We start from the raw sequence: 26,265 nt of genomic DNA on the forward strand, positions 1-26,265 counted from the left end.
CTATGGTGATAGATGTAGAGAATGTAACAATTCCCTATAAAAGCTCATAATTACTACTTAATCCTTAATAATGCAGATGAATTACAGAAATCCCGCGCCGACAGTAGATATCATTATTGAATTGGTGGATCGCCCTCATCTACCCATAGTGTTAATTGAGCGACATAACCCGCCTTTAGGTTGGGCGCTTCCTGGTGGTTTTGTCGATTATGGTGAAGCGGTGGAAGTGGCGGCGAAGCGGGAAGCCCAGGAAGAAACGGGTTTGCAGGTGGAGTTAATTGAACAATTTTTGGTGTATTCTGACCCCAACCGCGATCCGCGTCAGCATACGATGAGTGTTGTGTTTTTAGCGATCGCCAAAGGTGAGCCTAAAGCCGGTGATGATGCGAAGAATATCGGCATTTTTGAGTCTTGGCGGGTTCCGGGAAATTTGTGTTTTGACCACGATCGCATTCTGCGGGATTATTGGCAGTATCGGCATTATGGGTTGCGTCCGAGGTTGGGTTAGGGGAATTAACCGCAGAGGCGCAGAGGGCGCAAAGAAAAGAGTTGAATACCACTGATGCAAAATTATCGAGATTATACTGTGTCAGAGGTATTTAAAGGTGCATTATGGATGCTGAGGAACTTTTACGGAAATATGCAGCAGGAGAAAGGAATTTTCGTTCAGTAAATTTAAGAGGGGTAGACCTCAAAGGTGCAAACCTGAGTGGTATAGATCTAACAAGTGCTGATTTGACGGGAGCGAATTTGAATGATGCCAACCTCTGTAAAGGATTGCTTCAGAGCACTAACTTTACCAGAGCATCTTTGACAAGTGCAAATTTGAGTGGGTTGCTGGAAAGTTCTCATTTAAATTTTAGTTGGGCAGATTTGACTAGTGCTGATTTGAGTGGAGCAATCATCAATAGCTCTAAATTCAGTAATGCTAGCCTGGATAATGCCAATCTGAGTGATAGCAATTTAAGCTCTAGCAATCTCACTGAAGCCTCATTGAGAAAAGCAAATTTTGGTAGAGCTAACCTGAGTGGTACTAATTTGAGTGAGGCTAACTTGTTTGGATCTGATTTAAGCCAAGCAAACCTCAATAGTGTGATATTCAAAGATGCTAATCTCCAAGGAGCAAAGATTCGGGGTGTTAATTTAACTAAACAGGATTTGTCTGGCATAAATCTAGCTGAGGCTGATCTGGGTGCAGCAAACCTCAGAGGTACAAATTTTAGAAAAGCTTGTCTACAAGGAACAAATTTAGAAAGAGCAGATTTACAAGAAGCGAATCTGATGAAAGCAAATCTCAGCGGAGCAACCTTAAAAAAGGCTGATTTGACTTCTGCTCATGTCTACAGAGCTAGCTTTAAACATGCTGACCTAACTGGTGCGATAATGCCTGATGGAGAAGTTTACAAACCGATCGCCTGTGAGATGGAAGTCGGTAAGCAGCAAGCATCTTTGGGGAAAGTAATATCTATGACACGCCAAGTTATTCGCACTGATAATGCACCGGAACCAGTGGGGCCATATAATCAAGCGATCGCCGCTTCTGGTCAAATGTTATTTGTAGCTGGACAAATTGCCATCGATCCCCGCATTGGTCAAGTTGTCTATACTGATGATGTAAAAAAGCAAACTGAACAAGTAATAGCTAATTTAGAGGCTATCTTAAAAGAAGCTGGTGCTGGTTTTGAAGATGTGGTAAAAACTACCGTCTTTCTGGCTGATATGAATGATTTCGCAGCAGTGAATGGAATTTACGCGAAATATTTCCCAGAGGACACAGCCCCAGCAAGGGCTTGTGTAGAAGTATCGCGTTTACCTAAGGATGTATTAGTAGAGATTGATTGTATTGCGGTAATTCCTGGTTAGCGATTTGCGACACCTCAAAGGGTGTGGCTCTAAGAAATTAGCCCACGCAGATGGGCTTTGTATTGATAGCCCTAGGCTTCTAGCCTGTGGGCGTTTTTGTGTGAAATACTATGCAAGCAAATTGAACAGTATCAATATTCGTTTTTAAATTTTGTTCTGCTTGCATGGTTAATCACAAAAAGACCCCACTTTTGCATAATATGTGGAGTCTTCTTCGGAAATTTCCCGCATGAATTATTAGTCAAAAAGCTAACCATGAATTTAATAACTGCTACGACCAGTTACTAGACCCCATAAGAAAATAGCAATTATTGCACCAATAACAGCAATAATTAAGCTGGGAATACTGAGTGTTCCAGCAGCGTATGCTGCACCACTTCTACCTAACAAAGAAACTAAACTACCCCCAATTAAAGCACCAATAATTCCTAAAACCATTGTGGCTAGAATACCGCCACCCTGACGCCCAGGATAAATAGCTTTAGCTATAGCTCCGGCAATAATACCAAGAAGTATCCAAGCAAGAAGGTTCATAATTGTTCTTTAAAAGCTTAGATTGTTAATTTTATTTATTTTCGACTAAATTGACTTCTGCCGTAGGAGATAGGTTTAATATTTTAACTGGATTTTTATAAAAATATAAATCCCCATTAAGTGGGGAATGCCCGCCCGAAAATATTCAAAAAATGTAAACTTAGAGTTAAGTTTTTTTACTGTTTAAAATTAGTTTACAAGTCTAGACAGTTGATAGAAGTTTGTTGTGTCTCTTTTATCTTTCTTTTGCTCTCACCTCTACAGAGGAATTTTCTTCGCCGATTCGTATTTGTTTACAACCAAGTTGCTGCCAAACTTCTTCATCTATCTCTTTAGCCTCACCTTCTGTTGTATTCTGAAACAGCACGGTGAATGCGCCAGCGCCTAACCTATCTTGAGGAAATAGTCTATAACAAGGTATATCTGTAAGGTGCGATTGATATCCTTGTAATTGATTAATACTTAATGCTTGAAATTGGGGAAAGCGTTCTACAAACCATTGGCAAACTTCTTCATTTTCTTCAGGAGAGTAAGTACAAGTCATATAAGCTAGATAGCCTTGAGGAGCAACAAGTTGAGCAGAGTTGGCAATAATTCGTTTTTGACGATTGGCACATTTATTAATGTTAGTTGGATGAAAACATCCGGGCGCTGTTTCTCCTTTGGCTAGTAAAGATTGACCTGTACAAGGAGCATCTACTAAAACTAAGTTTGCTGATAGTGGTATAGTTTCTGCAAAAATACTCGAATCTCTATTGGCTACTAAGCTAGGGGAGATTTGGCAACGTTTTAAGTTAGAAATCAGCATTCCTAGCCGTTTACCAATGACTTCATTACTGATAAGTAAACTGGGTTGCAAAGCTTTCCAAGCAAAGATACTTTTACCGCCTGGTGCAGCGCACATATCAAAAATTAAACCCCCAGATTGCTCAATTGCTAATAAGCTAGTAGCTGCAAATACTGAAGAAAAATCTAGACAATAAAAATCGCCTTGGTTATGTAGCGGATGTTTACCAGGCTTTTCTCCTAATTGTAAACGGTCTACAAATTGCGGTTGCCAAGTTGTCGGGGATTCTACTACAAAAGGAGAATTTCCTGGTCTTTGTTGACACCAAAGAATGCAAGGTGAGAAAGGTTGGGGATTAATTAACGCCTGAATAAATTTTTCTTGAATATCAAGGTTTGTAAACAAACGGCGCGAGAGTTTTAGTAAGAGATTTGAAGGTTTTTCCATTGAGAAATGAAACTGTTATAGAAGAACAATGCCATGCCAGGGATTGGCTGCATACTGAAAAATAATGACCGCCATTTTTATCATCGCCAAAAGTGCGAACTGCATAAGCTTCCAGCTTTGAACTGGAAGCTGTTGCCTTTAGAAATGCACTCAAGCGCGTTAAACTAACCACTTCACTGGAGATGGTCATGTTCTTAGATAATTTTCAGCGAAAAATACGCCAAGAAGCACAACGATGGAGAGACGAAGGCATAATTAGCGCTTCGCAGTACCAACAGTTAGCAGACCGTTATCAATTTAACAATCTAGAAGCTGCGGCGCGCGATCGCTCGCGGATGATTGCGATCGCCATCGGCGGTATCCTCTTAATATTAGGTGCAATCATCTTTATTGCTGCTAGTTGGCAAGAATGGTCACGGGATGTCAAGTTTATCTTGATGATCAGTTTGTTTTTCTCCGTTACCATCATTGGTTTCTACACTTGGCGCGAACCCGCACTCAAGAAAGCTGAAGGTAAGAAACCTGAAAAAAGCAAACGCCTTTTAGGAGAAGCATTACTGATATTAGGCGCTTTTATCTTAGGCGTAACTATCCTATTAATGGCGCAAGCCTTTAATATTTCTGGTTCTACTTCCGAATGGCTTCTGGCTTGGGGTTTTGGTGTGTTGGTGATGGCTTATAGCCTCTCCCTCAATTCCTTAGGTATATTAGCCATTGTCTTAATTCAAATTGGCTATTGGAGTGGATTGGGAGACTGGTGGTACACTCCTAACGAATGGAGTTGGGCGCGGTTAATCGTTCGCCACATGCCTTTGGTATCATGGTTGCTGTTCATACCTTTAGCTTACATCTGTCGCTCTCGTTGGATTTTTGGCTTAGCAGTTTTAGCCTTTGCTAGTTCCTTGCAATTCAACCTCAACCCTTTGCAAATATTAACCTATTCGGATATTGCACCTTGGGTAGCTTCCTTTGCTTTTGCACTTCCCCCAGCTTTATTGTGGAGTTACGATGACCTACTATTTCCTACAGTGAATTATAGGTTATTTCAACCACTAGCGCGGACATTAGCCTTCTTCTGTTTTGGCTTTGCCTTTTATATGTTGTCTTTTCGTTGGCAATGGCAATTTCCTGATTACGGTTATTCTCCACCAACCACTAACAGTAACATCTTGAGAACTCTTCCGATTATTGATGTAGGAATTCTGAGCGGTTTAGCTGTTTTACAATGGTTATTTTTGCTGCGTCAACGCAACAGTCCTATCCGCCGAGAAATGGTTTTTACTCTAGTTTTAATCGGCACATTTATCGGCTTGATCCTATTAATACCTTTCTGGCATCAAGGTGTTACCAGAATTAGTGCTTTAGGCATTTTTGCCTTTAACGTCCTTCTCGCAACCTTGGCATGGGGGTTAATTCAAGAAGGATTGAAATTAAACGATAGACGCAGCTTTTGGGGAGGTATGCTATTGTTAACTTTACAGGTTCTCAGCCGGGTGTGGGAGTATAATTCAGACTTGCCATTGAAGTCTCTGGTGTTTGTGATGTGCGGTTCGGCTTTAATTAGTGCTGGACTTTGGTTTGAACGCCGTTTATCGGAATCAAAAAGTAAAAAAAGCAATAGTAATTCGTAATTCGTAATCCTTAATTCGTAATTACGAAGTTTAATTACTCATAGATATCTCTGCGTATTTCTATATTTAATATTTAGTCAGTACACCGGAAATCAAGATTTCATTGTACAAAGTTCAATTGCCAATAAAAAAGCCATTTTGAATTTTGAATTTTGAATTTTGAATTTTGAATTCCGCGTAGCGGTAGTCTCTCTGCGTCAGTCCTAAACCTGGGTATTTCACCAGACTTTTACCTATTGCCACCTTCTTTAGGACTACGCCCATGAAAAGTAATTCCTCTGAATCATCGAATAAATCGAGTACATCCGAATCAAGTAAATCCAATAAAAACCTATCTCCTGAAGCTGAGTTTTCTGGGAAGTTGACTTTTAAAGATTATCTAATTGCGACTGAACAGAAAGCAAATAAACCTTTACCTTTTTGGCGATTACTAGTTCCTTTAGCGCTGCAAACCGGGTTAATTCTGGCTGTACCTACCCAGGCTTTATATACAGATGTGGCGGGGAAAACGGTAATTTTGCAAAGTGCGCCTGTAGATGCTAATGATGTGCGGCAAAACTACGCGCTCAATTTGGACTATAACATATCTCGCGTTTCCACATTGAGAAGGCTTCCTGGCTGGGAGGAGTTACTGCGGCAAAATCGCGGCAGAAATCGGCAATTAGCGCAAGGAACTAATTTGTATGTGACTTTGCAAGAGAGAGAATCTTTTGAACGTGGGGTTCCTCGCGCTTGGAGACTAGTAAGGGTAAGTGGTAGGCGTCCAACAAACTTGCCTAATGATCAGGTAGCTTTAAAAGGTGTATATCGGGATGGTTTTGTCAACTATGGCGTGGAAACTTATTACATCCCCGAAGAACAAAGAGAACGCATTAGTCGCGATATTTCCCGCACCCTAGAAAGCCGAGAAGGAAGACGACGCCCAATAGCAGTCAAAGTCAAAGTTGATCCCCAAGGTAACGCCGTACCAATTAGTTTATGGGTAGGCGATCGCAATTACCGTTTTTAGGGGCTAGGGCTAGGGCTAGGGACTAGGGACTAGGGGCTAGGGATAGGGGTTAGGGAAGGGGACAAGGAAGCAACTGACAACTTTACAGACAAGGGTTATCGCGTCTCTAACCAATGCCCAATGCCCAATGCCCAACTTTAATCTTGCTGCCGTAACTGCCAAGCGACGCCGCAAGCTGCTCCAGCGCCGGCTACTAAGCCGGTACTCATTCCTTGTATAGTTTTTTGTATAGGGTCTTGAGTCAAGCAATCGCTGGTAACTGTCTTGGCTTCTAAGCACATATTGCTTTCTGCCCAGCTGGCAGTTCCGCCTAAAATTACACCTGTCAAACTACAGAAAACAACAAGCAGCAAGAGGCGTTTGGTTTTTCTATCCATATCAGGATGGGTTAAATAATTGCAGTTACAAAATAATCCTCAACTACTGTACACATCCAAAAGACAGATTGTCAGCTGGGTCGAGTTGTGATATTCAATCAGCCACAAAAAACCTCAGCAATTTTAGCTGAGGCAAGAAGGAGAAGTCCAAATAAGATGATGGGAGTTTGATACCAAGGGAAAAAAGTAGGAAAAAGTATATATATTATTATGCTGACCTTGCAAAAGCTAAATCGCGTATGAGTTGAGTTCTAGAGAATAGGTAAGCGTTGACAGAATTCACTTCTTCATTGCTGAGTGCTTGTTTGCTATCCAGCTGTCTCACCAATTGCTTGACTAAATCAGGATCGCTGAGTCCCACAAGAGTACTAGTCTGAGTTTGCTCAACTTCTGACCACAGTTGACGCAATATTTTTGAGTTTATCAGGCATATGTTCATGACCACCGCTCCAACTCTTGTGACTTCAACACAGTGTTGTGAAGAATCTAAAGAAAATATTAAATTAAGAATCTAAAGAAAATATTAAATTTTTACGAAACTTAACTATTTAGATGAATCTCTAAATTTGTGTAATGTAGGGGTTAGGGGTTAGGGGCTAGGGGCTAGGGGCTAGGGGGCAGGGAGCAGGGGGGAAATAAGGGACTTCCAAGTAAAAACATATTCCATTACTATTGTTCACTGTTGACGGTTGACAGTTGACTGTTAACCGTCAACTGTCAACCGTCAACGACTTGAACGGAATAATTTATTTTTTTGAGTTCCCTAAATAACTTTTGCCATTACCTATTACTTATTGTCTTCTTGCCCAATGCCCAATGCCCAATGCCCAATTAATTAAAACTACTTGGTGGTGAAACAATCGGTTCTGCGGCTACGTCCGGTAAACCGATGCTGGTAATTAAATTGCGCCATGCAGTTTGCAGCTTTCTATCTTCAGGATTGTTGAGACGCAGTTTGGCTAAGGTTGTGAGTGTTTCGTACCAAATGCCATTTTGGGCATAAATGGCAGACTGTTGTTGGGGTTTGGCAGTTTCGATTTGTTGAGCGATCGCTTGATTTAAATGTACTCGTTGGATGACGCCTTCTACAAAAATCGGTGGTGAATCTTGTTGCGGATTGCAAAAGATATTGAAAAACCAGCGATAGCGTTTATTCAAGGTAAGTGGATCAATATTCTTCGGTAAGGGAATACCGATGACTCCGGGCTTTTCTGGCAGAGCGATCGCAGTTTTGTAAATATCTTTGCCTGCGTCATCTTGCAGGACAAACTCTGCTGGGAAGTCAGGATTTTTGGTTAATGGGACATAAAACCAGAAAGTCGGATGAGCCTCTGTTGTCAATGCCCAAACATCCACTTCTAAATCAGATTTTTTGGTAAAGGGTACTAAAGCTGTGAGTTCAGGTTGCAGGGCTGGACAAGTACCGCGTTTGGCTCCTCCTAATACTCGCCCTCCTGGGGGTGGTTCTGGTGGTGGTGCTGGTGGATTGTATTGTATAGTTGTATCCAAACTTACAGGACTACCGATTTGTGCGCTGACTGGATCTACCCAGTTCGGTAGTTGACTGGCTAACAAACTACTGAAACCAATAGCTAGAACTACAGACAGCTTTACCGAATTTGCAATAGATTTCATAATATTGTGCGGGAATAAGTTGATGAAATCTCGGCAACATTTTGCTGATGCCTTAAATATTTTCCCGGATTAATCTGGAATTGTGAATTTTAAACTTGGGATTCTGGTTTGAGATGGCACCAACTGTGCCAATTAATGCAAGAGATGAGGGTATAAAAGGCACCCAAATACCCCCAATTAATAGCCCAAAGCTAAATACATATAAAACGCCGCTACTAATAGTAACTGCGATCGCTAAGCCTTTAACGGAAGGTATGCGCCAAACCAGCACGCCGCCAATTAAAGCCCAACTCCACATCCAAATTAATTCCAGCCAACCAGACCAAACCCTAATTAATGGACGCTCTTCTAAAGCAGCACTGAGAATTTGGCTGACCATGTGAGCTTGAACTATTACCCCTGGCATTTGCATATCTAAGTGATTACCGTATGGTGTTGCCCAGTAGTCGGGAAAATCGCCTTTGGCCGATACACCAATCAGGACGATTTTGCCTTTGATGGCGTCGGGGTTCACCTGGTCAGATAATAATTGTGTCAGGGTGACTTGTTCGGCAATCTTTTTAGTGGCGCGGTAGTTAAGTAAAACTTGACCGCCTTTAGCATCAATACTTTGATAGCCACTAGCACGGGATGACAACCGAGGGAAAATAATCTTTCCGAGTTTTAATTCATTCTTCGCTGTGTATGTGGGCTGAATCCCACGGGGTACAAGATAGCGGAATGCTAGTTGAGTGCTAAGTGCATAAGGTGTAGGACATAATGATGCGGCTTCTTGGGTCATGAATAAGAGATGGCGACGCAGTACTCCATCGCGATCGTGAATGAAGTCGCTAAATCCTAGGCGATTTTTGGGAATTTCCTGAGGTGGAGCAATACCTTTAGACTTTTCTGTGGTATCGCTACCTTTACAGACGCCAATTAAGTTATCGGTATTTTGTAACAAAGGGATTAAAGCTGGATGTTTGGCGGGGAAATCGCGGTAAATATCTAAACCAATGGCTAAAGGTTGATGCTGTTGTAGTTTGAGTATGAGTTGGGTGAGGGATTCATCAGAAAGGGAGTTCCTTTTAATTCTTCACCTTTGTGGCGTTGAACGGCTAAATCACCATCGTCTATGGTTACCAAGAGTAAGCGGGAATCTTGACCTTCATCAGGACGCGATCGCATCATTTGGTCGTAGGCGGTAAATTCGACATTTTGCAAGATTCCTACATATCTGATTCCCCAAACCAAAGCTGTCATTAGCAAACTAGAAACCAGAACTCCCGAAAATCCCCGTTTGCTAAATATTGGGGTAATGCTACTGAATTGTTTTTTAACGCTGGTTAGTCCCTCCCAAGTAGCCGGATGTTGGGCTGGATTTTGGCAAATCACTGGTAACCAAGTCGCGCAGGGAAATTTATCTTCCAGACCTTGCAGCCGCTCCCGTGCTTGTCGCACCGACTGGTATAAAGGTTCACCACTGGCAAAACTACCGAGAAAATACTTTAAAAACTCCTGCGCTACGCGATCGGGGACAGGTTCCCGCATGATAATCATTTGGGGAATTTGCAAATCAGCCAGTTCTTGCGCCAGTCCCAATCCGTCACAGGAGTTGAAAATTGCTAATTGTAAACCGCGTTCAATCGCTTTTTTTAAGGCATATTTTAATTCGCTAATTGTTAAGCTATCGGTTTTATTTAAATAAATCCGCCCGCTACCATCTCTCCCCTGACTGGAACTATGGCCAGCGAAAAAGAGAATATCCCAGTTTTTTTCCCAAAGATGATCGTTTAATTCTTTGCGTTCTGGTTCTACCAAAAAACAAACATCAGCATTGCGACAACGTTGCAGTAAATCGCGATCGGACTTGGTGTCAATTCCCTCGCTATTACCAACAATCGCCAAAATATTCACCAATTTATTGGGATTGCGTGGCCTGTGAATCCGTTCGTAAGTGGGTGATGATAAGGCAATTTCTGCCTTGGGGTAGCGTTCTAGTAAGTCCCACAGATGCCAAGGTAAACGTTGCAACTGCCGATTTTCGGCTTGCAAAATTACCCGGATTTCATCAGATGGCATTAATCTTTCTAGCCATTTCTCCCTGATAGGACGAAATTCTTCAGCTTTTAACCAGGTATTAAAACGCGCACGTAAAATATGGGATGTGTTAAGACAGTCCTGTGTCATGGACACATTAGTTATCTGGACTTTATCTGCATCTAGACGATAACCGTTACCTAAACGCCGATAACTGGATTGCCAATGACTATAGTATAGGGGTATTTCCGGACATGGAGGTAGCTTTCCTGTGATTTCTGCGGCAGGGCGATCGCATTCTTCGCCAATTTGCAGGGTGACAGCAAACCCTTGCTCAAAACTACCGTCTGCAAATTTCAGCATCACTAACTTACTCATGACAGTGGCTACGCTCCTACTGAAAATTCAAAATCAAAATTCACAAATAGTCAGCCGGAATTTTGCTTTTTGAATTTTTAAACTCCCTACTAGTATTTTGCCAGACAAATTTTGCGTGGTATGTAGTAAGTCTGGAGCAGTCTTTTCCGCTTCCTGGACAGTGACTACTTATTCAGCAAAGTTTGATTGAACTACAGGTATAAAATATCAGATCCCCGATGATAATTATCGGAAATTCAGGAAGTAGCTGCACCTTTAGATTGTAAACTGTTCCGTAATACTGATATCGTTCAATGCCACCCTAACGCTAAATTTCTCGCCTGCATCACCGCGCAATTGCAACTGAATATAGTTATCGGCACTCCGTGCTTGAGCTTCCAGAAATACTGCCCCGGCTTCATCTAAAACTGTGAGTTGCACTCCTTGGGGTAAATAAATTTGATTACTTGTGGGGTGTAACTGAAGACGAATACTGGTTTTTTGGTCAGGTAGAGGGCTAATTTCCACAATCAACATCAGGGGTGTATCAGCAATTTGGATACCCAAATCAAGGAGTTTTGCCCTTCTGGTGACAGGTTGGTTGGAAGTTTGTTGCTCAAAAATTTCTGGGCCGCGAAATGCAAAAGCTAAGGTGGGTTCTTGGGAATTTGCCAAAGCTGCCAAACTTTGCCAACTTGATTCAAATATACCAGCAAACCACTGACGTAAATTTACGATAGTGGCTATTGATTGCTGAAGTCTTCCCAAATGTTCAATAAACGCTTCCGGGGGTTGCAGTTGAGTTAAAGGTAGTTCTTCGGTAGCCACACTAGGTACAAAACCCAATAATTTTGCTTCTTGTAAAGATTCATCAATTTGTACAACTACATAAGCTATCCGTTCTTCCCAAGTTTCGGGAGGAACAGAGCAGGTAAGATCAAACGTGCTGACAGGGCGACATTCTAAACTGCCAAAGGATGGCATAGCTAAGTCTGCGACATCTGCAAATAGCCGCATGACAGGATTCCAACTATCACTAGCTGTGAGATTGGTAGGAATATCCATCATTTGCAAATATTCATGCACCACCAACACAGCTATGGTATTCAACTTAACTTGCGTTGCTTTTTCGGGAGTTGGCTGTTGGCTGGCAAAGTTTTGGGCTATTTTGCGTGCTGCTTGAGTAATCGGCAAAGGTACAGCGAAATTTTCTTGCTGATAGATGGTGTTTGTCATAAACTTTAGTTCCCGGTTTTCGATGCTGCCATACACATATCGGCCTCATTCGCGAAATTTATGCCAAAAATGTTGAATTATTAAAATTTTGTGATCGCGAATTAAGTTTTATAGATTTTGGGCAGAGCGAATGGGGCATAGGAAAGAACATACCAATGCCCCCAGCCCCATGCCCATTATTTAAAGCCAATTCCCAATTAACACATAGGCAGACCAAAAGCTGGGGTTATTGTAGTTGGGATGTTGCAGTAGTTGTAGCTGGGCGTTACGCAGGGCTTGGGCTTTGGTGACTTTACCGTCTTTGAGTTGTTGATAGAAAGCACCGACAAATAAAGCTGTGGAGCGATCGTCAATTTGCCACAGAGATGCTAAGGTACTGCGTGCGCCGGCTCTGACTGCGGTACCGGCTAAACCTAGGGCGGCGCGGTTGTCTCCGGTTGCGGTTTGACAAGCACTTAATACTAAGAGTTCTACGGCTTGGGGCGTGCTTTCATCTCTAGTGCGGAGCAAACTATCAAATTGGGTGACGTTAATTGGGCCATCAGCCGCCAAGATAAATGTATCTTCGGCGCGGGAACTAAACTGACCGTGGGTTGCTAGATGCACTATGTTGAAGGGAACGGTATTAACTTTTGTTTCTAGGGCTTTGCGGGTGAATTGCTCGTCTATGATGCTGGTGGTGGCTACTCCAGATTTGGCAATTAACTCAACTTCCGATTTGATGGCTGGTAGGGGTGGAAAATTATTGTAGCCTGGTGGCGGTTGGGTGAGTCCGGCTGTGAGGGCGCGGATTTGCTGTGTGAGTAGTGGTTTGGGATCTAATAGTTGCAGTCCCACACTGAGAGCGATCGCATATTTCTCAATTAAATATTGTTTACCATCATAAAGTGATGCCATTGGGATGTTGCGTAAAGCTCCATCCAGCACAAATACTAAGGTATTTACCTGTCTTGCTGGCAATTCTGATTCAATGGGTTTAATTAACCAGTCATACACCTGTTGCGATCGCTTTTTAACTGTGTTTTTAGCTGCTGGATTAACTAAGCTTTTCCGTAGTTCTGCTATAACTTGGTTTACTTCTGTTTCAGGAATCTTTGTAGTATAAAGCTTTAGCGGTGTTTTGGGAATTTTGACAATTACTTGAATCTCATTTTTAAGTATGATTGGATACAGTATGGCTGCATTTGGATTATCTTGATCTACTATTTGATCTAAAGGTACATTCTGACCAGAAATACAGGCTTCGCGAAAGAAGTTATCTAATTCTGCTAACTGCAAAGCTTCAATGCGCTGGCGTGCTTTATCTAAGGTGGTTTCTTCTGGTTCTTCGCCTTGGGATTGCAGCAATAACTCTACTGACTCGCGATAAACTGGTTCTACACTGTCACGGAAGTTGAATTGCACATCCTGATTGATGGCGGCTAAGTCACGGCGCAGTAGTTGCAAATTATCTATTGCTACATCATAAGCGGCGATCGCACTTGTGATATCATTTTGCGCCCAGAATAATCTCCCCAGTTGCCAATTTACCTGATAGATAATTTCTGGTGCATTACTGGTTTGGGCTAAAACTAAGGCTTGCTGCGTCAGCTTCAGGGCTTCTTGCCTCTGTTGTGTCTGCTCGTATAAATGACCTAAACTCAAGATGGCATAAGCTTCGGTTTGGCGATCGCCTAAATTGCGAGATTGCTCAATGGCTTTGGCAAGTAGCGGTGCAATATCTTGATAACTGATATTAGGGTAGGTATGAGCATCTCTACTGACTAGTTTATTGAGACTTTGCGCCAGGTTAATAGCAGCGTAGATAGTACCACGACTGTTGGGAAGTTGTGCCAGTCGGGATTGTATGCCTGGTACTAGAGTTTTAGCGGCTGTCAATTCACCATTTTCAATTAACAAACTGAGGTGATTTAGCTGTGCTTGGACTCTTGTTAAGGGAAAAGGTGAAGATTCCACAGCTTTTTGATAATTGGCGATCGCTTCTGCTTGATTTTGCTGTGTGCGGTAGTTATTACCTAAACTCAGATAACTAGCGGCGATATCTGCACTAGATTGCAGACTTTTTGCAATTGTGAGACTTTGCTGTAGAACAGTGAGCGACTTTTCCCCATTACCCATTGCTAAAAGAATATCGCCCAGCGATCGCACTTGCACTGCTTTGGCAAGGGAGTTTGGTTGTGATTGTAATTTTTTATCTACTTCTGTCAGTATTTCTCTGGCACGACGATAGGAACCTTGACTGCGCCAAGCCTGTGCTTGATTAATTAGCGACTTTACCACACCGTTTTGATTATTTAACTGGGTATAAATTTTTTCTGCTTGCTTCCAAGTAATTAAAGCCGCCTCAGCTTGTCCTGTAGATATTTGCCAGCGTCCTTGAATATCAAGCATCTGGGCAAATAATAACAAATTTTGATTATTTGGGTCTTTTTTCAGTATATTTAAACTTGCTGCAATTGCTTGCTGTGCTTGCGTCCAGTTACCAACTTGCTGGTATGCAAGAGAAAGATTACCCAAAGTTGCCGCGAGGGCTAAATTATCGCCTTGATTTTGGTAAGCTTTCACAGCTTGCTGTAATATCTGCACCGCTTCAGCAAACCTACCTGCATCGTAAAGCAATTTACCTTCCGCCAGTAAAGCATCAGGTGTTGCAGCTTGGTTAATTATTGATTGGGGGGAAGGATTAATTCCCGGAACCGCCGCCATCAGGGGAGTATTCAGACTGCACAGCAATGCCATGAAAAAGTAAAACAGCAGACGGAAAAATCTGTAATTTTGCCTGTGAACTTTGATCATGGTTGACTGTTGATGGTTGACGGTTGACGGTAGATTGGGAAGAAAGTGTTTTTTATGACACCTAAAACTAAACTAAAGTATAAAAGAGTTACACATCAAGCAGTGACATAATAGATTTAGGGACTTCCAAGTCAAAAAATATTCCATTGCTATTGTTCGCTGTTGAGCATCAACAGTCAACAGTCAACGACTTGAATGCTTTTTTGGAATTCCCTTAACCAAACTAATGTCAAAATGTGAGATGGGCGATGAAAGAACGACTGCAAATCCACAAAAAAGCTGACTCATCAACTTCTAAGTTAGAGTCAAGTCTGTTCCCATCGCCCCAATCCCCTGATAAAGCTAAAGGGCGTTCTCCCAAACCGCCTACACAGATAGAAATTGCTAACCAAGAATTTCAACAACACAAAATAGAAGCGACAAAATTAGCTATCCAAGCTAAGTATGGCAACCTGAATTCAGAAGGACAAGAGCGACTGACTGTATTACAAGCAAAGATGAATAGCTTTTGGGAAAATACAGGCGAACAAGGTTATGGTGTTGGTCATAACTTTGATAATATAGCTACCAATCGTCCTGAAGGTTCATCATCACAGCTAAATAGGGCAGCAATTATCCAAGCGCAACTCACCATCGGTCAACCTGGAGATAAATACGAACAAGAAGCTGATAATGTCGCTACTGCGGTAGTTAATCAGATAAATACAGCCAGTGGAGAAAACCAAATCTTACCGGCTACAGAAGAAGGAAAAGCCACCGCTGAAGAAATGCGATCGCCAAATTCTGTTTCTCCCCAAAAACAAAAGTTTTTACAAGATTATTTACTAGCTAAAGAACTCGTACATGGCATAGACGAGAGTTTACCGGCAGATAAAATTTTGGAAGGACTGTTTAACAACTTTAAAAATATCGGCTTTAAATACACAATGGTGAGTAAGAGCTGCGAAAAGTTTTTAACAGGTACTAGAGAAGGTGATTGTCAAACCTTAGCTGAAGCTTTTAAAAGAGTAGCTGAGGAATATTTTGGTATTGCCAATCTCAATATTGAGAAAATTCCCAAACCATTTATCACTGAAGCGGGAAAAACACCTTATCGCGGCATTGAACCTAATTGCGATGATGGTAAACGCTGGTTTTTTCAAAACCATTATTGGGTAACTTGGAATAATAAAATTTATGATGTTTTATTCCTCAGCCATAAGAAAGTAGATACAGATTTAGCTAGACAAACAGACCCACTAAAATCAATGTTAATGCCTGAGGAAGAATATTTTGAAACCGAAAAAGGCAAAGTAGTATATCCATATAGGGATAAATATTCTACCGCAGAATTAAGCATGTTTGAAAAATTGAAAAACTTTATCAAAAATATGAGTAGATGGTTAGCGAATGATATGGATGATATCACAGCTAAAATTCACGCTTTATTTATTAGAAAAGCCGGTGCTAGCGAGTTTGATGCATTGATGCAAGAACTGCAAAACAATCAAATTAATCAAGCTGCTTCTGGGGATGGGGAATAATTAAAGAAGGTAATTGAAAGGGAACAGGGAACCGGCAACAGGGAAAACTAAGCCCGATAGATCGCCCGCAGGCTATAAGCCACTGGCTAACGCTACAAAGCCTGCTCCGCAGGCTCAATTTCTTTAGCCTGCCTCCGCAGGCTTTGTTTGTATAGCAATACCCTATAAGGGTATTGCGTCGAAATTGGAACGCATTTGTTATAAACGCAAGTCCATTTGTTATAAACGCAAGTCCATTTGTTATAAACGCAAGTCCATTTGTTATAAACGCAAGTCCATTTGTTATAAACGCAAGTCCATTTGTTATAAACGCAAGTCCATTTGTTATAAACGCAAGTCCATTTGTTATAAACGCAAGTCCATTTGTTATAAACGCAAGTCCGTTTGTTATAAACGCAAGTCCGTTTGTAACAAACGCAAGTCCGTTTGTTATAACCGTCAACAGCCAACCGTCAACAGTCAACAGTCAACCATCAACTTACCAAGGATTCCCCACCATTGTGAATCCTGCCCAATAATAAGGATGGGATAATGATTCACTGGTGCGATCGCTTGTTTCCCCAGGTAAAAGCAAACTTTCCACGGGTTCTAAACCAAAAATTTGACCATTCTTGATATATACTTTCCCTGACGCCATCGCTACTTGCGCTTGTCTTAAAGCTTGTGCGCGAATTGGGGCTGTTTTCAAGTCTTCGTAAAATTTCGTCATCAATGCGGCTGTACCAACATCATTCACAGCCCAAAGGCTAGCGACACTAGTTTTCACCCCAGCTAGTACGGCTAATCCCGCAAAGCCAATTTCTGCTTCTTCGTTTCCTAAAGCAGTTCGACAAGCACTTAACACCATCATCTCTACTTGGGGTTCATTTAAGCGTAACTCCCGGATTTGGTTTAAACGTAACTTGTCTTCCCACAACTGAATATACGAGTTACTCAATTCACCACCACTAAAATCAGCGTGGGTTGCCATGTGAATAATACCAAATGGCTGTTGGCGGCGAGTAGCTTTAAGATTTTCTAAAGTCGCTTGTTTGTCTAACAGTAATTTTCCTTTCCAAAGTTTTGAAACTAATGTGCTTAACTCTACGGGAACTGCTGGTAAAGGTTCTTGTCCTTGGGTACTCTGGGAAACTCCCAACGCTAAAACTTGAGACTTTTTAATATCTGTATACAGAGTATTAGTTAAACTCAGGCTGGGCATTAAGCCAATACTATATTTTTCTACCAAAAACCCTTTACCATCGTGAAGAGCGGCTATTGGAGTAGAACGTAAGCCAATGTCAGGTAAAAACACCAGATTATTGATATTTTTCGCCTGTAATTCTGCGTCTAAGGGAGCAATTAGCCAACGATAAAGTTGCTGTGCTGAAGCTAAATAAGTGTTACGCCGACGATTTTGGGGATTAATTATTTGATCTCGAAATTCTTTAGCGACTGCTAAAACTTTAGTTTTTGTGGCTTCTGGGATACGTCTGCGGATTGGTTCGCCTTTTCCGGTAACGATGATTAACTCCAGTTGTTGATTATCCTGTTCTGCTGATGTATCCAATTGTTTTTTGGATTTAGCTGTTCCCAATAACTGGTTATGATCAATTTCTACAGGGACAAAACTAATATAGATAAACGCAGGTTTAACGCCAGTAGCTTGCTCAATTTTTACAGCAATTTGCCTCGCTTCATCTGGAGATTTCAATCGGGGACTGGATACACCTAAATGATCTGTTACCTTAGCTGTGAATTCACCTTCAGGTGTAAAGTTGGGATCGAGAACGCTAATCTCGTTTCTTGGGGAATTGGGAATAGGGTTAGGTGGTGTGTTTTCATTGCATTGGAAAGTGCAAGGAGGAACATCCGGTTTAGGATCTGGAGGTGGAACTGGAGCGGGAATTGGATCAGGAACTGGATCAGGAACTGGATCAGGAACTGGATCAGGAACTGGATCGGGAATTGGATCAGGAACTGGATCAGGAACTGGATCAGGAACTGGATCGGGAATTGGATCAGGAATTGGATCAGGAACTGGATCGGGAATTGGATCAGGAATTGGATCAGGAACTGGATCAGGAATTGGATCGGGATCAGGAACTGGATCGGGAATTGGATCGGGAACTGGAGGTGGTGCGGTGACGTTGATTTGAATCTGTGTTGGTGCTGAAGTGGAAACGCGATCGCTAGAACTAATGGTAAAAGCATTGAGCGCACCATTAGTATCTGTAGGGGGGGTATAAACTAAAGTATCACCAGCTTTAATGTCAGTCACTCCCGAAACCGGAGTACCATTAACAGTTAAACTGCCTGTATTGACAACATTAATTTGAATCGTCGTGTTGTCATTATTCGCATCTAATGCTTGTGGTGCTAAATCTGCAAAGGTAAAGGTAACAAATTTATTAGTTTCGGTATCAGGTAATGTTGTATTTGCTGTAATTGTTGGCGGAGTATTTACAGAATTAATTGTAATCCCGCTGGGTGTCGTCGTATCTGTCCCGCCATTGGGTAACACAGGCGAATTCAAGCTACCCGCAGAAATTATTGTAGTTCCCCCCGCATTCAGCGCCCCTGCTGTCCCATTAACAGCAGAATTCCCCACAATAAAGTCTACATTATCGGGGCCGCCATCATGTCGAATTGTGATCGTGCCGCCCTCGGTATTAGTAGTCACACCATCTCCCAAATCGATAATTTCACCTGTGGCGATGGTATCGCCTGTACCGACTTCCGATAATGTTCCCGTACCTTGAATGATGCCATTAGTCAGCACTTGCACATTACCACCTTGAAGATTATTATCAGTAAATTCTGTGTTTGCTTGTGAAGCAATGGTGCTAAATTGAATTACACTGCCAAAAGGATTGGTAGTTTCTAAGGTGACATTACCTGCTTGCAAAGTTGTATCGCCATCAACATTAAACGCCGTGGCTCTAGTATTAATAGCTCCAGTAGTAATATTAACTGCGGCATTTAAGTTAACTGCACCGGATATACCTGTAAAATCGCCTCCGCCTTGAGTTTTGAATACAGATGAGTTGATATTCCCTGTGGTAATACTGCCTGTAGTTGTTGTTATGCCTACATTACCAGCGGTGGCTGATTCAAAACTCTGCCTCACAGAGGAGTTAATATTACCTACAATAATATTACCAACAGAACTTAAAGTAATCGTTCCTGCCTGAGCATTATTTACATCTGAGAAACTATTTGCGATCGTATTACTATTGAGATTTTCTATCTCAATCTCACCATTATTGCTAGTAACAGCAATATTTCCCGCCGTCAAATTCACAGTTCCCCGAGAAAATCCCTCATCGATATCAAAAGTTGCTGAGGAATTAATTCCTGTGGTGGTAATCTTATTTGCGGCTGTTAAATTAACTGCACCTGATGTACCATCAAAACCAGTTAGATTGTTTGTTGTCACAGAAGAGTTAATCAATCCTGTGGTGATACTACCAGCAGTTGATGTTAACTCCACAGCGCCACCATTACCAGAACTGAGGAAACTACTATTAAAAGTAGAGTTAATTTCACTAGTAACGATATCACCTACAGCATTGATGGTAACTGCGCCAGCATTGATAGCGCTGTCGAAGAGTTCGCCGCTATTAGTATCGAGAATTCCTAAACTAACTGCACCATTGCTGCTGGTAACATTGATGCTACCACTATCACCATAGCCATTGCCAACAGCAACAATATTACCACCGCTAATATTACCAGTTGCAGATAAATTGACAGTACCGCTACCACTAAAACTAGCAGTTGTGTCAATATTGCCTAGAGTTAAACTAGCTCCTGTAATGGTGATGTTTCTGCCATTAGTATTAATGGCTTGGGTGGTATCCATTATAAAAGACCCCGCACCACTATTATCTGCATCAGCGGTAAAGGTAATATTTGTACCACTGCTAATAAAATCTAACGATACCCCATCAGCAACGGTAATGTTATTAGTCGCTTCTAAGGTAACCGCCGCAGTTTGAGTTTCTAAGGCTGTTTTAGAAATTGTAAATGTCGCTGGGGTAGCATCTTGCAGAATTGTTGGTAAAGAAGTATCCTGCGGTTGTGGTGCAGATTCGACAATATTAATATCTGTGGGATCTAATAGTAAATTACCAAGGCTACCTTTCACCGCGCTTAAGTCAACATTACCTTGGAAAAGTAGGTTATTTTTTCCAGATACTTCCACAAAACCACCGTTACCAAAATTCGCACCGCCAGTAGCTGTGATTTTTCCAAAGAATTGGGTGTTGTCGTTACCCCAGACAATGACTCGTCCGCCATTACCATTTAAATTACTATTAGCTGTAATTTGCGATCGCGCATCAATATAAGTTCTCTCTGCATTAGGAACTGTACCTTCTCCTCGATAATCGCCGCCAATCAGTACATTACCGCCGCCATTATTCCCAGAGGCGTTAATATTAGCACCAACTAACCCGACTTTTGTGCCTAAAATATTAACTGTACCGCCTGTAGTCCCAGATACATCAATTTTGCCACTAACAATAGTTGTGCCTGGATTTGTGGGAACATTGGCGTTAGTACCTGGAAGTTTTACTGAACCATCAGCGTTAGCAATTAACCCAGTGTTACCCACTGTGAGCAATTCAGGTAAAGCAGCAATGGAAATTTCCCAATCGGTTGGTTGATTACTATTTCCCGCTAAACTTTTAACTTCTAAACTTAATAAATTCCCAGGTTGGCTGAGACGTATCCAAGTTTGTCCAGGTACAGAAGTAACAGAAATTTTTCCCGATTGGGCTAATAGTTGCCCATTATGAATAACTGTACCACCCAACAGGTTTAAACTATGTCCTGTACCTACTGCCAAATTCCCCGCATTAAAAATTGCGCCTGGCTGGTTCATGGTAAAGGCAAAGCCTGTAGGATTCCCCACTAAAGTTGAGTAATTATTAGTTCCTGTAGCGTTAAACCAGTTGTTACCAAAACTAATGCCATTAGCTGTTGTCGCGGTAAAAGCACCGGGAACGTTTAAGCTAGCGTTAGTACCAAAGACAAAACCGGCAGGATTCATCAAAAACAGGTTAGGGTTACCACCTGTAACTTGAATTAAACCATTAATAATTGAAGGATTACCGCCAGTTATGCGACCGAGAATATTTTGCAGATTGGGATTGGCTTGAAAGTTGGCTATTTGTTCTGGTGTCAAGCCAAATTGTTGAAAGCTGTGGAACAGATTCGCGCCATCATTAGAAGTTGTTCCCCCATGAATATCTAAAATATTGGCATTGGGTGTAACGATTGTACCCGTACCATCAACTGCGGGGACAATTTGTCCTTGGGCTATTCCCGCATTCATGGCTAAGGCTAGGGGAAATATAGCTTTAATTATAGAATTGCCGATTTTACTGATAAAATTCCGGAAGGAAGGTTTGTGCTTTAAGACGAAACGACCTGCACTTACATCCAAATCAATTTGATATTTGTCAGTTAATCCCCGGCGTTGTATCGCTTGATCAATAGCTTGTTGAGAACAGAGAAGAACTTCTAACTTGTGGATTTGCGAAACATTTCCAGCATGTTGACGGTAATAATAGAGTGGCTTCTTGATCCGCCCTACCTGCCCTACCTCTGACAGCCGCAAACATAAATCGTAATCTTCAGCATAAGTTGGCGAACCGTGAAATCCCTGGACTAAATCATATGTTTTCCGGCGAATCAAGCGGAATTGGAAACTCATGAAATCTACGAGCATTCGCTCTTTGGAGTAGGGAATGCAACAGCGATCGCCATAGCGAATAACTTGTTTATGTTCGTCAATATCTAAATAATCGGTGTAAACAAATCCCATCTCTGGGTGATGGTGAAGCAAAGTCACCGTTTCGGCTAAAGCTGTGGGTGCGAGGATATCATCGCTATCTACCCAACCAAAGTATTTTCCTTGCGTTTGCGCGATCGCATTTTGACGAGATAACGCAATTCCTTGATGCGCTGCTTCCACTACCCGCACTCGTCTATCTCGTCGCGCATATTGTAGAGCGATCGCTACTGAGTTATCTGTAGAACCATCATCCCAAACTATTAATTCAAAATCTTGCCATGTCTGCTGCTGAATGCTAGCGATCGCGTCTCCTAGATAACGCTCCCGATTGTAATTAGTAATGACAATAGAAATCGGCAGTGACATGAAATAGCTCCGGAATTGTTAACCTGTTACCAGGATATAATGCTAGGGTTATTACTGAGAATTATTTGTCTAAAAATGTAGTTAAATATATCAACTCTTTGTAATCCGGCCTCGAAAATATGATATTCAAATATTACTGGGGAGTTATGGCAAAATCAGGAGTCCAAACAGGCCAGTTAGTTACATCAAACATCCCTAGATACGGACATGAGAAAAGGTAAAAAAACTGGTCTTCCGCCGAAAATTTGCATTCAACAAAGATTAATTAGTTTATTTCCCAGTCTGAGTTGGTATTGCAGCTTGCTGATTCTGCATTTGCTATCAACGATGGGGATAACTGGGTTAAAAGTAACAGCTAGTGAAATTTCCAATCAACACTTCGACAAACTCAGTGCAGCGCAGTCAACAGTCAACAGTCAACACTCAATAGCCACTAATCCCAACTCAATAGCCACTAATCCCAACTCAATAGCCACTAATCAAAACCCAATAGCCACTAATCCCAACTCAATAGCCACTAATCCCAACTCAATAGCCACTAATCCCAACTCAATAGCCACTAATCCCAACTCAATAGCCACTAATCCCAACTCAATAGCCACTACTCAACCGTCAACAGTTAACCGTCAACAGTCAACCGTCAACAGTCAACCGTATTCTCAAACCAATCCAACCGCACCAGCACCAGTTATTCCTGAACGGATTAATGTGCGGAAAATTCAAGTTTTAGATAGCACAGTATTTACAGAACAACAGTTAAATCAAGTTGTCCAGCCTTTTGAAGGACGAGAATTAACAATTGAAGAGTTGCGCCAAGCTGCTGATGCGATTACCCAGCTTTACCTGAATAATAACTATATTAATTCCAGAGCAATCCCCGAAACCATCCAACCGGGAAATACAGATGGTGTAGTTGTGATTCGCGTGATCGAAGGGCGAGTTGCAGAGATAGATATTCAAGGAACCAAGCGGTTAAATTATGGCTATATTCGCGATCGCATTCGCTTAGGAGCAGGACAACCCCTAAATACAATTAAACTCGAAGAACAACTGCGCCTACTCCGACTCGATCCGCTGTTTAATAATGTCGAAGCCAGTTTGCGCCCTACAGGTAAAGTTGGTGAAAGTATTCTCATTGTCAGAGTTGAAGAAGCAAATTCCATCATTAGCAACTTCAGCATCGATAACTATTCACCATCTAGCATTGGTTCAGAAAGAGTTGGCATTGAACTTGGGTATCGCAATCTCACAGGCAATGGCGATGAAATCACCGGAGCATGGTATCATACTCTCACAGGTGGTTCTGACATTTTTGACTTGAGATATCAAATTCCCGTCAACGCCATGAACGGGAAGATCAGTTTGCGATACGCATCCAATAGCAACGAAATTACCCAGCCACCCTTCGATAACCTGGGAATCAAAGCTGATTTGGATGTGTATGAAATCAATTTCCGTCAACCGTTAATGCGATCGCCCAGAGAAGAATTTGCTTTATCCTTCGGCTTTACCCATCAAAACGGGCAAACCTTTCTTTTCGACAGGCTACCAACCCCCTTTGGTATCGGCCCCGATGTTAATGGTATCAGCCGTACCAGCGTTTTTAAATTTAGCCAAGATTATGTCAAACGCGATCCCCAAGGAGCTTGGTATTTACAATCGCAATTTAGTTTAGGCACAGGCTTACTCGATGCGACAATTAACGCCGATCCCACACCTGACGGAAGGTTTTTCAGTTGGCTAGCTTTAATACAGCGCGTACAGCAACTTAATCAAAACAATTTATTAGTCATTCAAGGAGAATTGCAACTCACACCAGATAGCCTCTTACCTTCCCAACAATTCGTCATTGGCGGTGGACGTTCTCTACGAGGATATCGGCAAAACGCTCGCTCTGGGGATAATGGATTTCGTTTCGCAATTGAAGATAGAATTACTGTAGAACGCAATCAAGCCGGTTTATCTACCATTGAGTTAATTCCCTTTCTCGACTTAGGCGCAGTTTGGAATCAAGCCGATAACCCCAATAAATTACCCAATCAAACCTTTCTCGCTAGCGCAGGTTTAGGACTGTTGTGGAATCAAGCCTTGGGGATAGATAAACTGACAATGCGCTTAGATTATGGCATACCCTTCGTTAACTTGAGCGATCGCGGTAATAACGCTCAAGATGATGGCTTTTACTTTAGCATTCGCTATCAACCTTAAAATTATTCCATCTTGTCCATTGTGGACAATTACTATTAGTTACAATCGTCAAAATTCTGGGTACGCTAAAACCATGTAGAGCAAAAAAATTATTAATAAATATTTGTTTTTTAGTAAAATGGATAACAATGTGCCAAACCTCAGCCAATCTCAAGTAAATCCCCCATTCCCGGTAGAAGTACCTGCGAAAGCTAAAGAAATCAGTTTATATATTAAACAAGCCTACAGCCATTTTGCCGAGGGAGATATCGAAAGTGCGATCGCAGATTTTAACACAGCCATCTGCATCCATCCCCACAGCGCCGAACTATATACCGCACGCGCCAATTTTCGCAAAAAGAAATTAGGCGATCGTCAAGGCGCATTAGAAGATTATACTCAAGCCATATATATTAATCCTGAAAACGCTTTCTTTTATTTTTGGCGCAGTCAAATACATCAAGAATTGGGTAATCAACAAAAAGCAGTTGAAGATTACAACATTGCCATGAGCCTAGCACCAGAAGGCACAATGTATCATTTAATTTAATAGCAAATTCCCAAAATACACCCGTAGGGGTGGGGTTTCCCCACCCTTTGTCATTAGTCTTTTATTAATATACTTGGTTGGTTTTAAAAACTTCTCTTCCCTAGCCCCTAGCCCCTAACCCCTATTCTCCATTTCTCGGCGTGCAGCTTTATTGACAGTATAATTACCTCCTCTAAAACACAACTTATGAGTTACAGGTTGTATTTTTTCTTCATCTAAATTGACAGGAGAATTCGCACGATAGGAAGCACCACGATAAATCAACTGATGACAATCTTCTTCAGAACTAAGTACTTCTGGTTGTGGAGATTCCGTTTCCAAACTGACAACTTTGCTATTGTAATATTCGTAGCTGGTACTAATTAAAACAACCAATAATAGTAAAAGTAATACCTGCCAAGGCGCAAAGATTAACCCCAAAATCAAGCTGATAGCCGCAAACACAGCTAATAGATGAGAGACTTCATTATTACTTTTTTTAAAAATAAAATAGCTAGTGATTAAACAAGCACACAAGAGAATGAAAAAACACAAAGCCATTTTTCCTCACTTCAGAAATTAAAGCAAAGGTTAGAGTGCCTAGATTCTAATAATTGTTGTTTATTTTACATCCGATTAACCTTTTGAGTCACCGTGCTACGTCAGTAAGACAATATCTTAGAAATTACCCACAACTTACGTAGAAACCAAACCCAGCCGATAAAACCTGAATTTGCTTTCTCTCTAAGCTTTCTGCGTTTGGTCGTTGCAAAATAATTTATTTAACCACAGAGGCGCAGAGAAGCCAGTGCGTTGCGTGGGTTTCCCGCGTTGTAGCAACTGGCGTGACACAGAGATAATTAAAATTTTGTAGTTAAGGCTAAAGTCCTTACTAAGAAATAAATAAATAAATAAATAAATAAATAAAAAGCGCCCTCCCGCTTGGGAGAGCGCTTTTCAATTCACAGAGAAGCTATTGTTATCTCAGACAATTAGCCGTTGATAGCAGGAGCAGTTAGAGCAACAGGAGCAACTTCACCAGCAGCCAAGTCTAAGGGGAAGTTGTGAGCGTTACGCTCGTGCATGACTTCCATACCCAAGTTAGCGCGGTTGATGATGTCAGCCCAGGTGTTAACTACACGACCTTGAGAGTCAATCACTGATTGGTTGAAGTTGAAACCGTTGAG

At 41.7% G+C, this 26,265-nt stretch carries 16 protein-coding genes and 2 pseudogenes; 7 read left to right on the forward strand and 11 right to left on the reverse strand.

Annotated features, from left to right (window positions below; all coding sequences use genetic code 11):
• Positions 1-76: 76 nt before the first annotated feature.
• Positions 77-508: an NUDIX hydrolase gene (locus tag H6G41_RS06660; RefSeq protein ID WP_190744766.1), complete on the forward strand. Its 432-nt coding sequence runs from the start codon at positions 77-79 to the stop codon at positions 506-508.
• A 104-nt stretch (positions 509-612) separates the two neighbouring features.
• On the forward strand, positions 613-1,863 hold the full coding sequence (locus tag H6G41_RS06665) for a Rid family detoxifying hydrolase (RefSeq protein WP_190744768.1): 1,251 nt from the start codon (positions 613-615) through the stop codon (positions 1,861-1,863).
• A gap of 261 nt (positions 1,864-2,124) precedes the next feature.
• On the opposite strand, the gene H6G41_RS06670 is transcribed toward H6G41_RS06665, so the two are convergent.
• Both H6G41_RS06670 and H6G41_RS06675 read right to left on the reverse strand, forming a co-directional pair.
• Complete coding sequence (locus tag H6G41_RS06670) at positions 2,125-2,397, reverse strand: GlsB/YeaQ/YmgE family stress response membrane protein (RefSeq protein WP_190744770.1); 273 nt, start codon at positions 2,395-2,397, stop codon at positions 2,125-2,127.
• Positions 2,398-2,632: 235 nt separating this feature from the next.
• Positions 2,633-3,631: an RsmB/NOP family class I SAM-dependent RNA methyltransferase gene (locus tag H6G41_RS06675; protein ID WP_190744772.1), complete on the reverse strand. Its 999-nt coding sequence runs from the start codon at positions 3,629-3,631 to the stop codon at positions 2,633-2,635.
• Between the two features lie 188 nt (positions 3,632-3,819).
• On the opposite strand from H6G41_RS06675, the gene H6G41_RS06680 reads away from it, so the two are divergent.
• On the forward strand, positions 3,820-5,262 hold the full coding sequence (locus tag H6G41_RS06680; protein WP_190744774.1) for a DUF2157 domain-containing protein: 1,443 nt from the start codon (positions 3,820-3,822) through the stop codon (positions 5,260-5,262).
• A 262-nt stretch (positions 5,263-5,524) separates the two neighbouring features.
• Entirely contained in the window at positions 5,525-6,271 is a 747-nt protein-coding gene (locus H6G41_RS06685) for a GDYXXLXY domain-containing protein (RefSeq protein ID WP_190744775.1), read from the forward strand.
• Positions 6,272-6,408: 137 nt separating this feature from the next.
• Here H6G41_RS06685 and H6G41_RS06690 read toward each other — a convergent pair whose 3' ends face one another.
• The 6 genes and pseudogenes from H6G41_RS06690 to H6G41_RS06715 form a co-directional block, all read right to left on the reverse strand.
• A complete protein-coding gene (locus H6G41_RS06690) occupies positions 6,409-6,648 on the reverse strand; it encodes a hypothetical protein (protein WP_096643096.1) in 240 nt (79 codons plus the stop codon).
• Between the two features lie 208 nt (positions 6,649-6,856).
• Positions 6,857-7,087: a hypothetical protein gene (locus H6G41_RS06695; RefSeq protein WP_190744777.1), complete on the reverse strand. Its 231-nt coding sequence runs from the start codon at positions 7,085-7,087 to the stop codon at positions 6,857-6,859.
• Between the two features lie 392 nt (positions 7,088-7,479).
• Complete coding sequence (locus H6G41_RS06700) at positions 7,480-8,283, reverse strand: DUF928 domain-containing protein (RefSeq protein ID WP_190744779.1); 804 nt, start codon at positions 8,281-8,283, stop codon at positions 7,480-7,482.
• A gap of 52 nt (positions 8,284-8,335) precedes the next feature.
• Positions 8,336-10,680, reverse strand: a pseudogene (locus H6G41_RS06705) (CHASE2 domain-containing protein).
• A 255-nt stretch (positions 10,681-10,935) separates the two neighbouring features.
• Positions 10,936-11,895, reverse strand: coding sequence for a DUF1822 family protein (locus H6G41_RS06710; RefSeq protein WP_190744781.1), 960 nt, complete (start codon positions 11,893-11,895; stop codon positions 10,936-10,938).
• 180 nt (positions 11,896-12,075) lie between these two features.
• Positions 12,076-14,691 carry a CHAT domain-containing protein gene (locus tag H6G41_RS06715; protein WP_190744783.1) on the reverse strand — a complete coding sequence of 872 codons (2,616 nt, stop codon included), beginning with the start codon at positions 14,689-14,691 and terminating at the stop codon, positions 12,076-12,078.
• A gap of 248 nt (positions 14,692-14,939) precedes the next feature.
• Between H6G41_RS06715 and H6G41_RS34580 the strand changes: the two genes are divergently transcribed.
• Positions 14,940-16,214: a hypothetical protein gene (locus H6G41_RS34580; protein WP_199316062.1), complete on the forward strand. Its 1,275-nt coding sequence runs from the start codon at positions 14,940-14,942 to the stop codon at positions 16,212-16,214.
• Positions 16,215-16,692: 478 nt separating this feature from the next.
• Here H6G41_RS34580 and H6G41_RS06725 read toward each other — a convergent pair whose 3' ends face one another.
• Positions 16,693-22,362, reverse strand: a complete 5,670-nt coding sequence (locus H6G41_RS06725; protein WP_190744785.1) for a CHAT domain-containing protein — start codon at positions 22,360-22,362, stop codon at positions 16,693-16,695.
• 207 nt (positions 22,363-22,569) lie between these two features.
• On the opposite strand from H6G41_RS06725, the gene H6G41_RS06730 reads away from it, so the two are divergent.
• Both H6G41_RS06730 and H6G41_RS06735 read left to right on the forward strand, forming a co-directional pair.
• On the forward strand, positions 22,570-24,570 hold the full coding sequence (locus H6G41_RS06730; RefSeq protein WP_242037822.1) for a ShlB/FhaC/HecB family hemolysin secretion/activation protein: 2,001 nt from the start codon (positions 22,570-22,572) through the stop codon (positions 24,568-24,570).
• 118 nt (positions 24,571-24,688) lie between these two features.
• Positions 24,689-25,099 (forward strand): tetratricopeptide repeat protein, encoded by a 411-nt coding sequence (locus H6G41_RS06735; protein ID WP_190744805.1) that lies wholly within the window; start codon positions 24,689-24,691, stop codon positions 25,097-25,099.
• Between the two features lie 114 nt (positions 25,100-25,213).
• On the opposite strand, the gene H6G41_RS06740 is transcribed toward H6G41_RS06735, so the two are convergent.
• Positions 25,214-25,639 carry a DUF4278 domain-containing protein gene (locus tag H6G41_RS06740; RefSeq protein WP_190744787.1) on the reverse strand — a complete coding sequence of 142 codons (426 nt, stop codon included), beginning with the start codon at positions 25,637-25,639 and terminating at the stop codon, positions 25,214-25,216.
• A 431-nt stretch (positions 25,640-26,070) separates the two neighbouring features.
• A pseudogene (locus H6G41_RS06745) lies at positions 26,071-26,265 on the reverse strand (photosystem II q(b) protein); the annotation flags it as partial.

It is taken from the genome of Tolypothrix sp. FACHB-123 (genome assembly GCF_014697075.1).
Lineage (GTDB): Bacteria > Cyanobacteriota > Cyanobacteriia > Cyanobacteriales > Nostocaceae > Aulosira.

Coding starts and splice junctions, on each gene's coding strand:
- H6G41_RS06660 (WP_190744766.1), top strand. CDS start 77: ATGAATTACAGAAATCCCGCGCCGACAGTAGATATCATTATTGAATTG.
- H6G41_RS06665 (WP_190744768.1), top strand. CDS start 613: ATGGATGCTGAGGAACTTTTACGGAAATATGCAGCAGGAGAAAGGAAT.
- H6G41_RS06670 (WP_190744770.1), bottom strand. CDS start 2,397: ATGAACCTTCTTGCTTGGATACTTCTTGGTATTATTGCCGGAGCTATA.
- H6G41_RS06675 (WP_190744772.1), bottom strand. CDS start 3,631: ATGGAAAAACCTTCAAATCTCTTACTAAAACTCTCGCGCCGTTTGTTT.
- H6G41_RS06680 (WP_190744774.1), top strand. CDS start 3,820: ATGTTCTTAGATAATTTTCAGCGAAAAATACGCCAAGAAGCACAACGA.
- H6G41_RS06685 (WP_190744775.1), top strand. CDS start 5,525: ATGAAAAGTAATTCCTCTGAATCATCGAATAAATCGAGTACATCCGAA.
- H6G41_RS06690 (WP_096643096.1), bottom strand. CDS start 6,648: ATGGATAGAAAAACCAAACGCCTCTTGCTGCTTGTTGTTTTCTGTAGT.
- H6G41_RS06695 (WP_190744777.1), bottom strand. CDS start 7,087: ATGAACATATGCCTGATAAACTCAAAAATATTGCGTCAACTGTGGTCA.
- H6G41_RS06700 (WP_190744779.1), bottom strand. CDS start 8,283: ATGAAATCTATTGCAAATTCGGTAAAGCTGTCTGTAGTTCTAGCTATT.
- H6G41_RS06710 (WP_190744781.1), bottom strand. CDS start 11,895: ATGACAAACACCATCTATCAGCAAGAAAATTTCGCTGTACCTTTGCCG.
- H6G41_RS06715 (WP_190744783.1), bottom strand. CDS start 14,691: ATGATCAAAGTTCACAGGCAAAATTACAGATTTTTCCGTCTGCTGTTT.
- H6G41_RS34580 (WP_199316062.1), top strand. CDS start 14,940: ATGAAAGAACGACTGCAAATCCACAAAAAAGCTGACTCATCAACTTCT.
- H6G41_RS06725 (WP_190744785.1), bottom strand. CDS start 22,362: ATGTCACTGCCGATTTCTATTGTCATTACTAATTACAATCGGGAGCGT.
- H6G41_RS06730 (WP_242037822.1), top strand. CDS start 22,570: ATGAGAAAAGGTAAAAAAACTGGTCTTCCGCCGAAAATTTGCATTCAA.
- H6G41_RS06735 (WP_190744805.1), top strand. CDS start 24,689: ATGGATAACAATGTGCCAAACCTCAGCCAATCTCAAGTAAATCCCCCA.
- H6G41_RS06740 (WP_190744787.1), bottom strand. CDS start 25,639: ATGGCTTTGTGTTTTTTCATTCTCTTGTGTGCTTGTTTAATCACTAGC.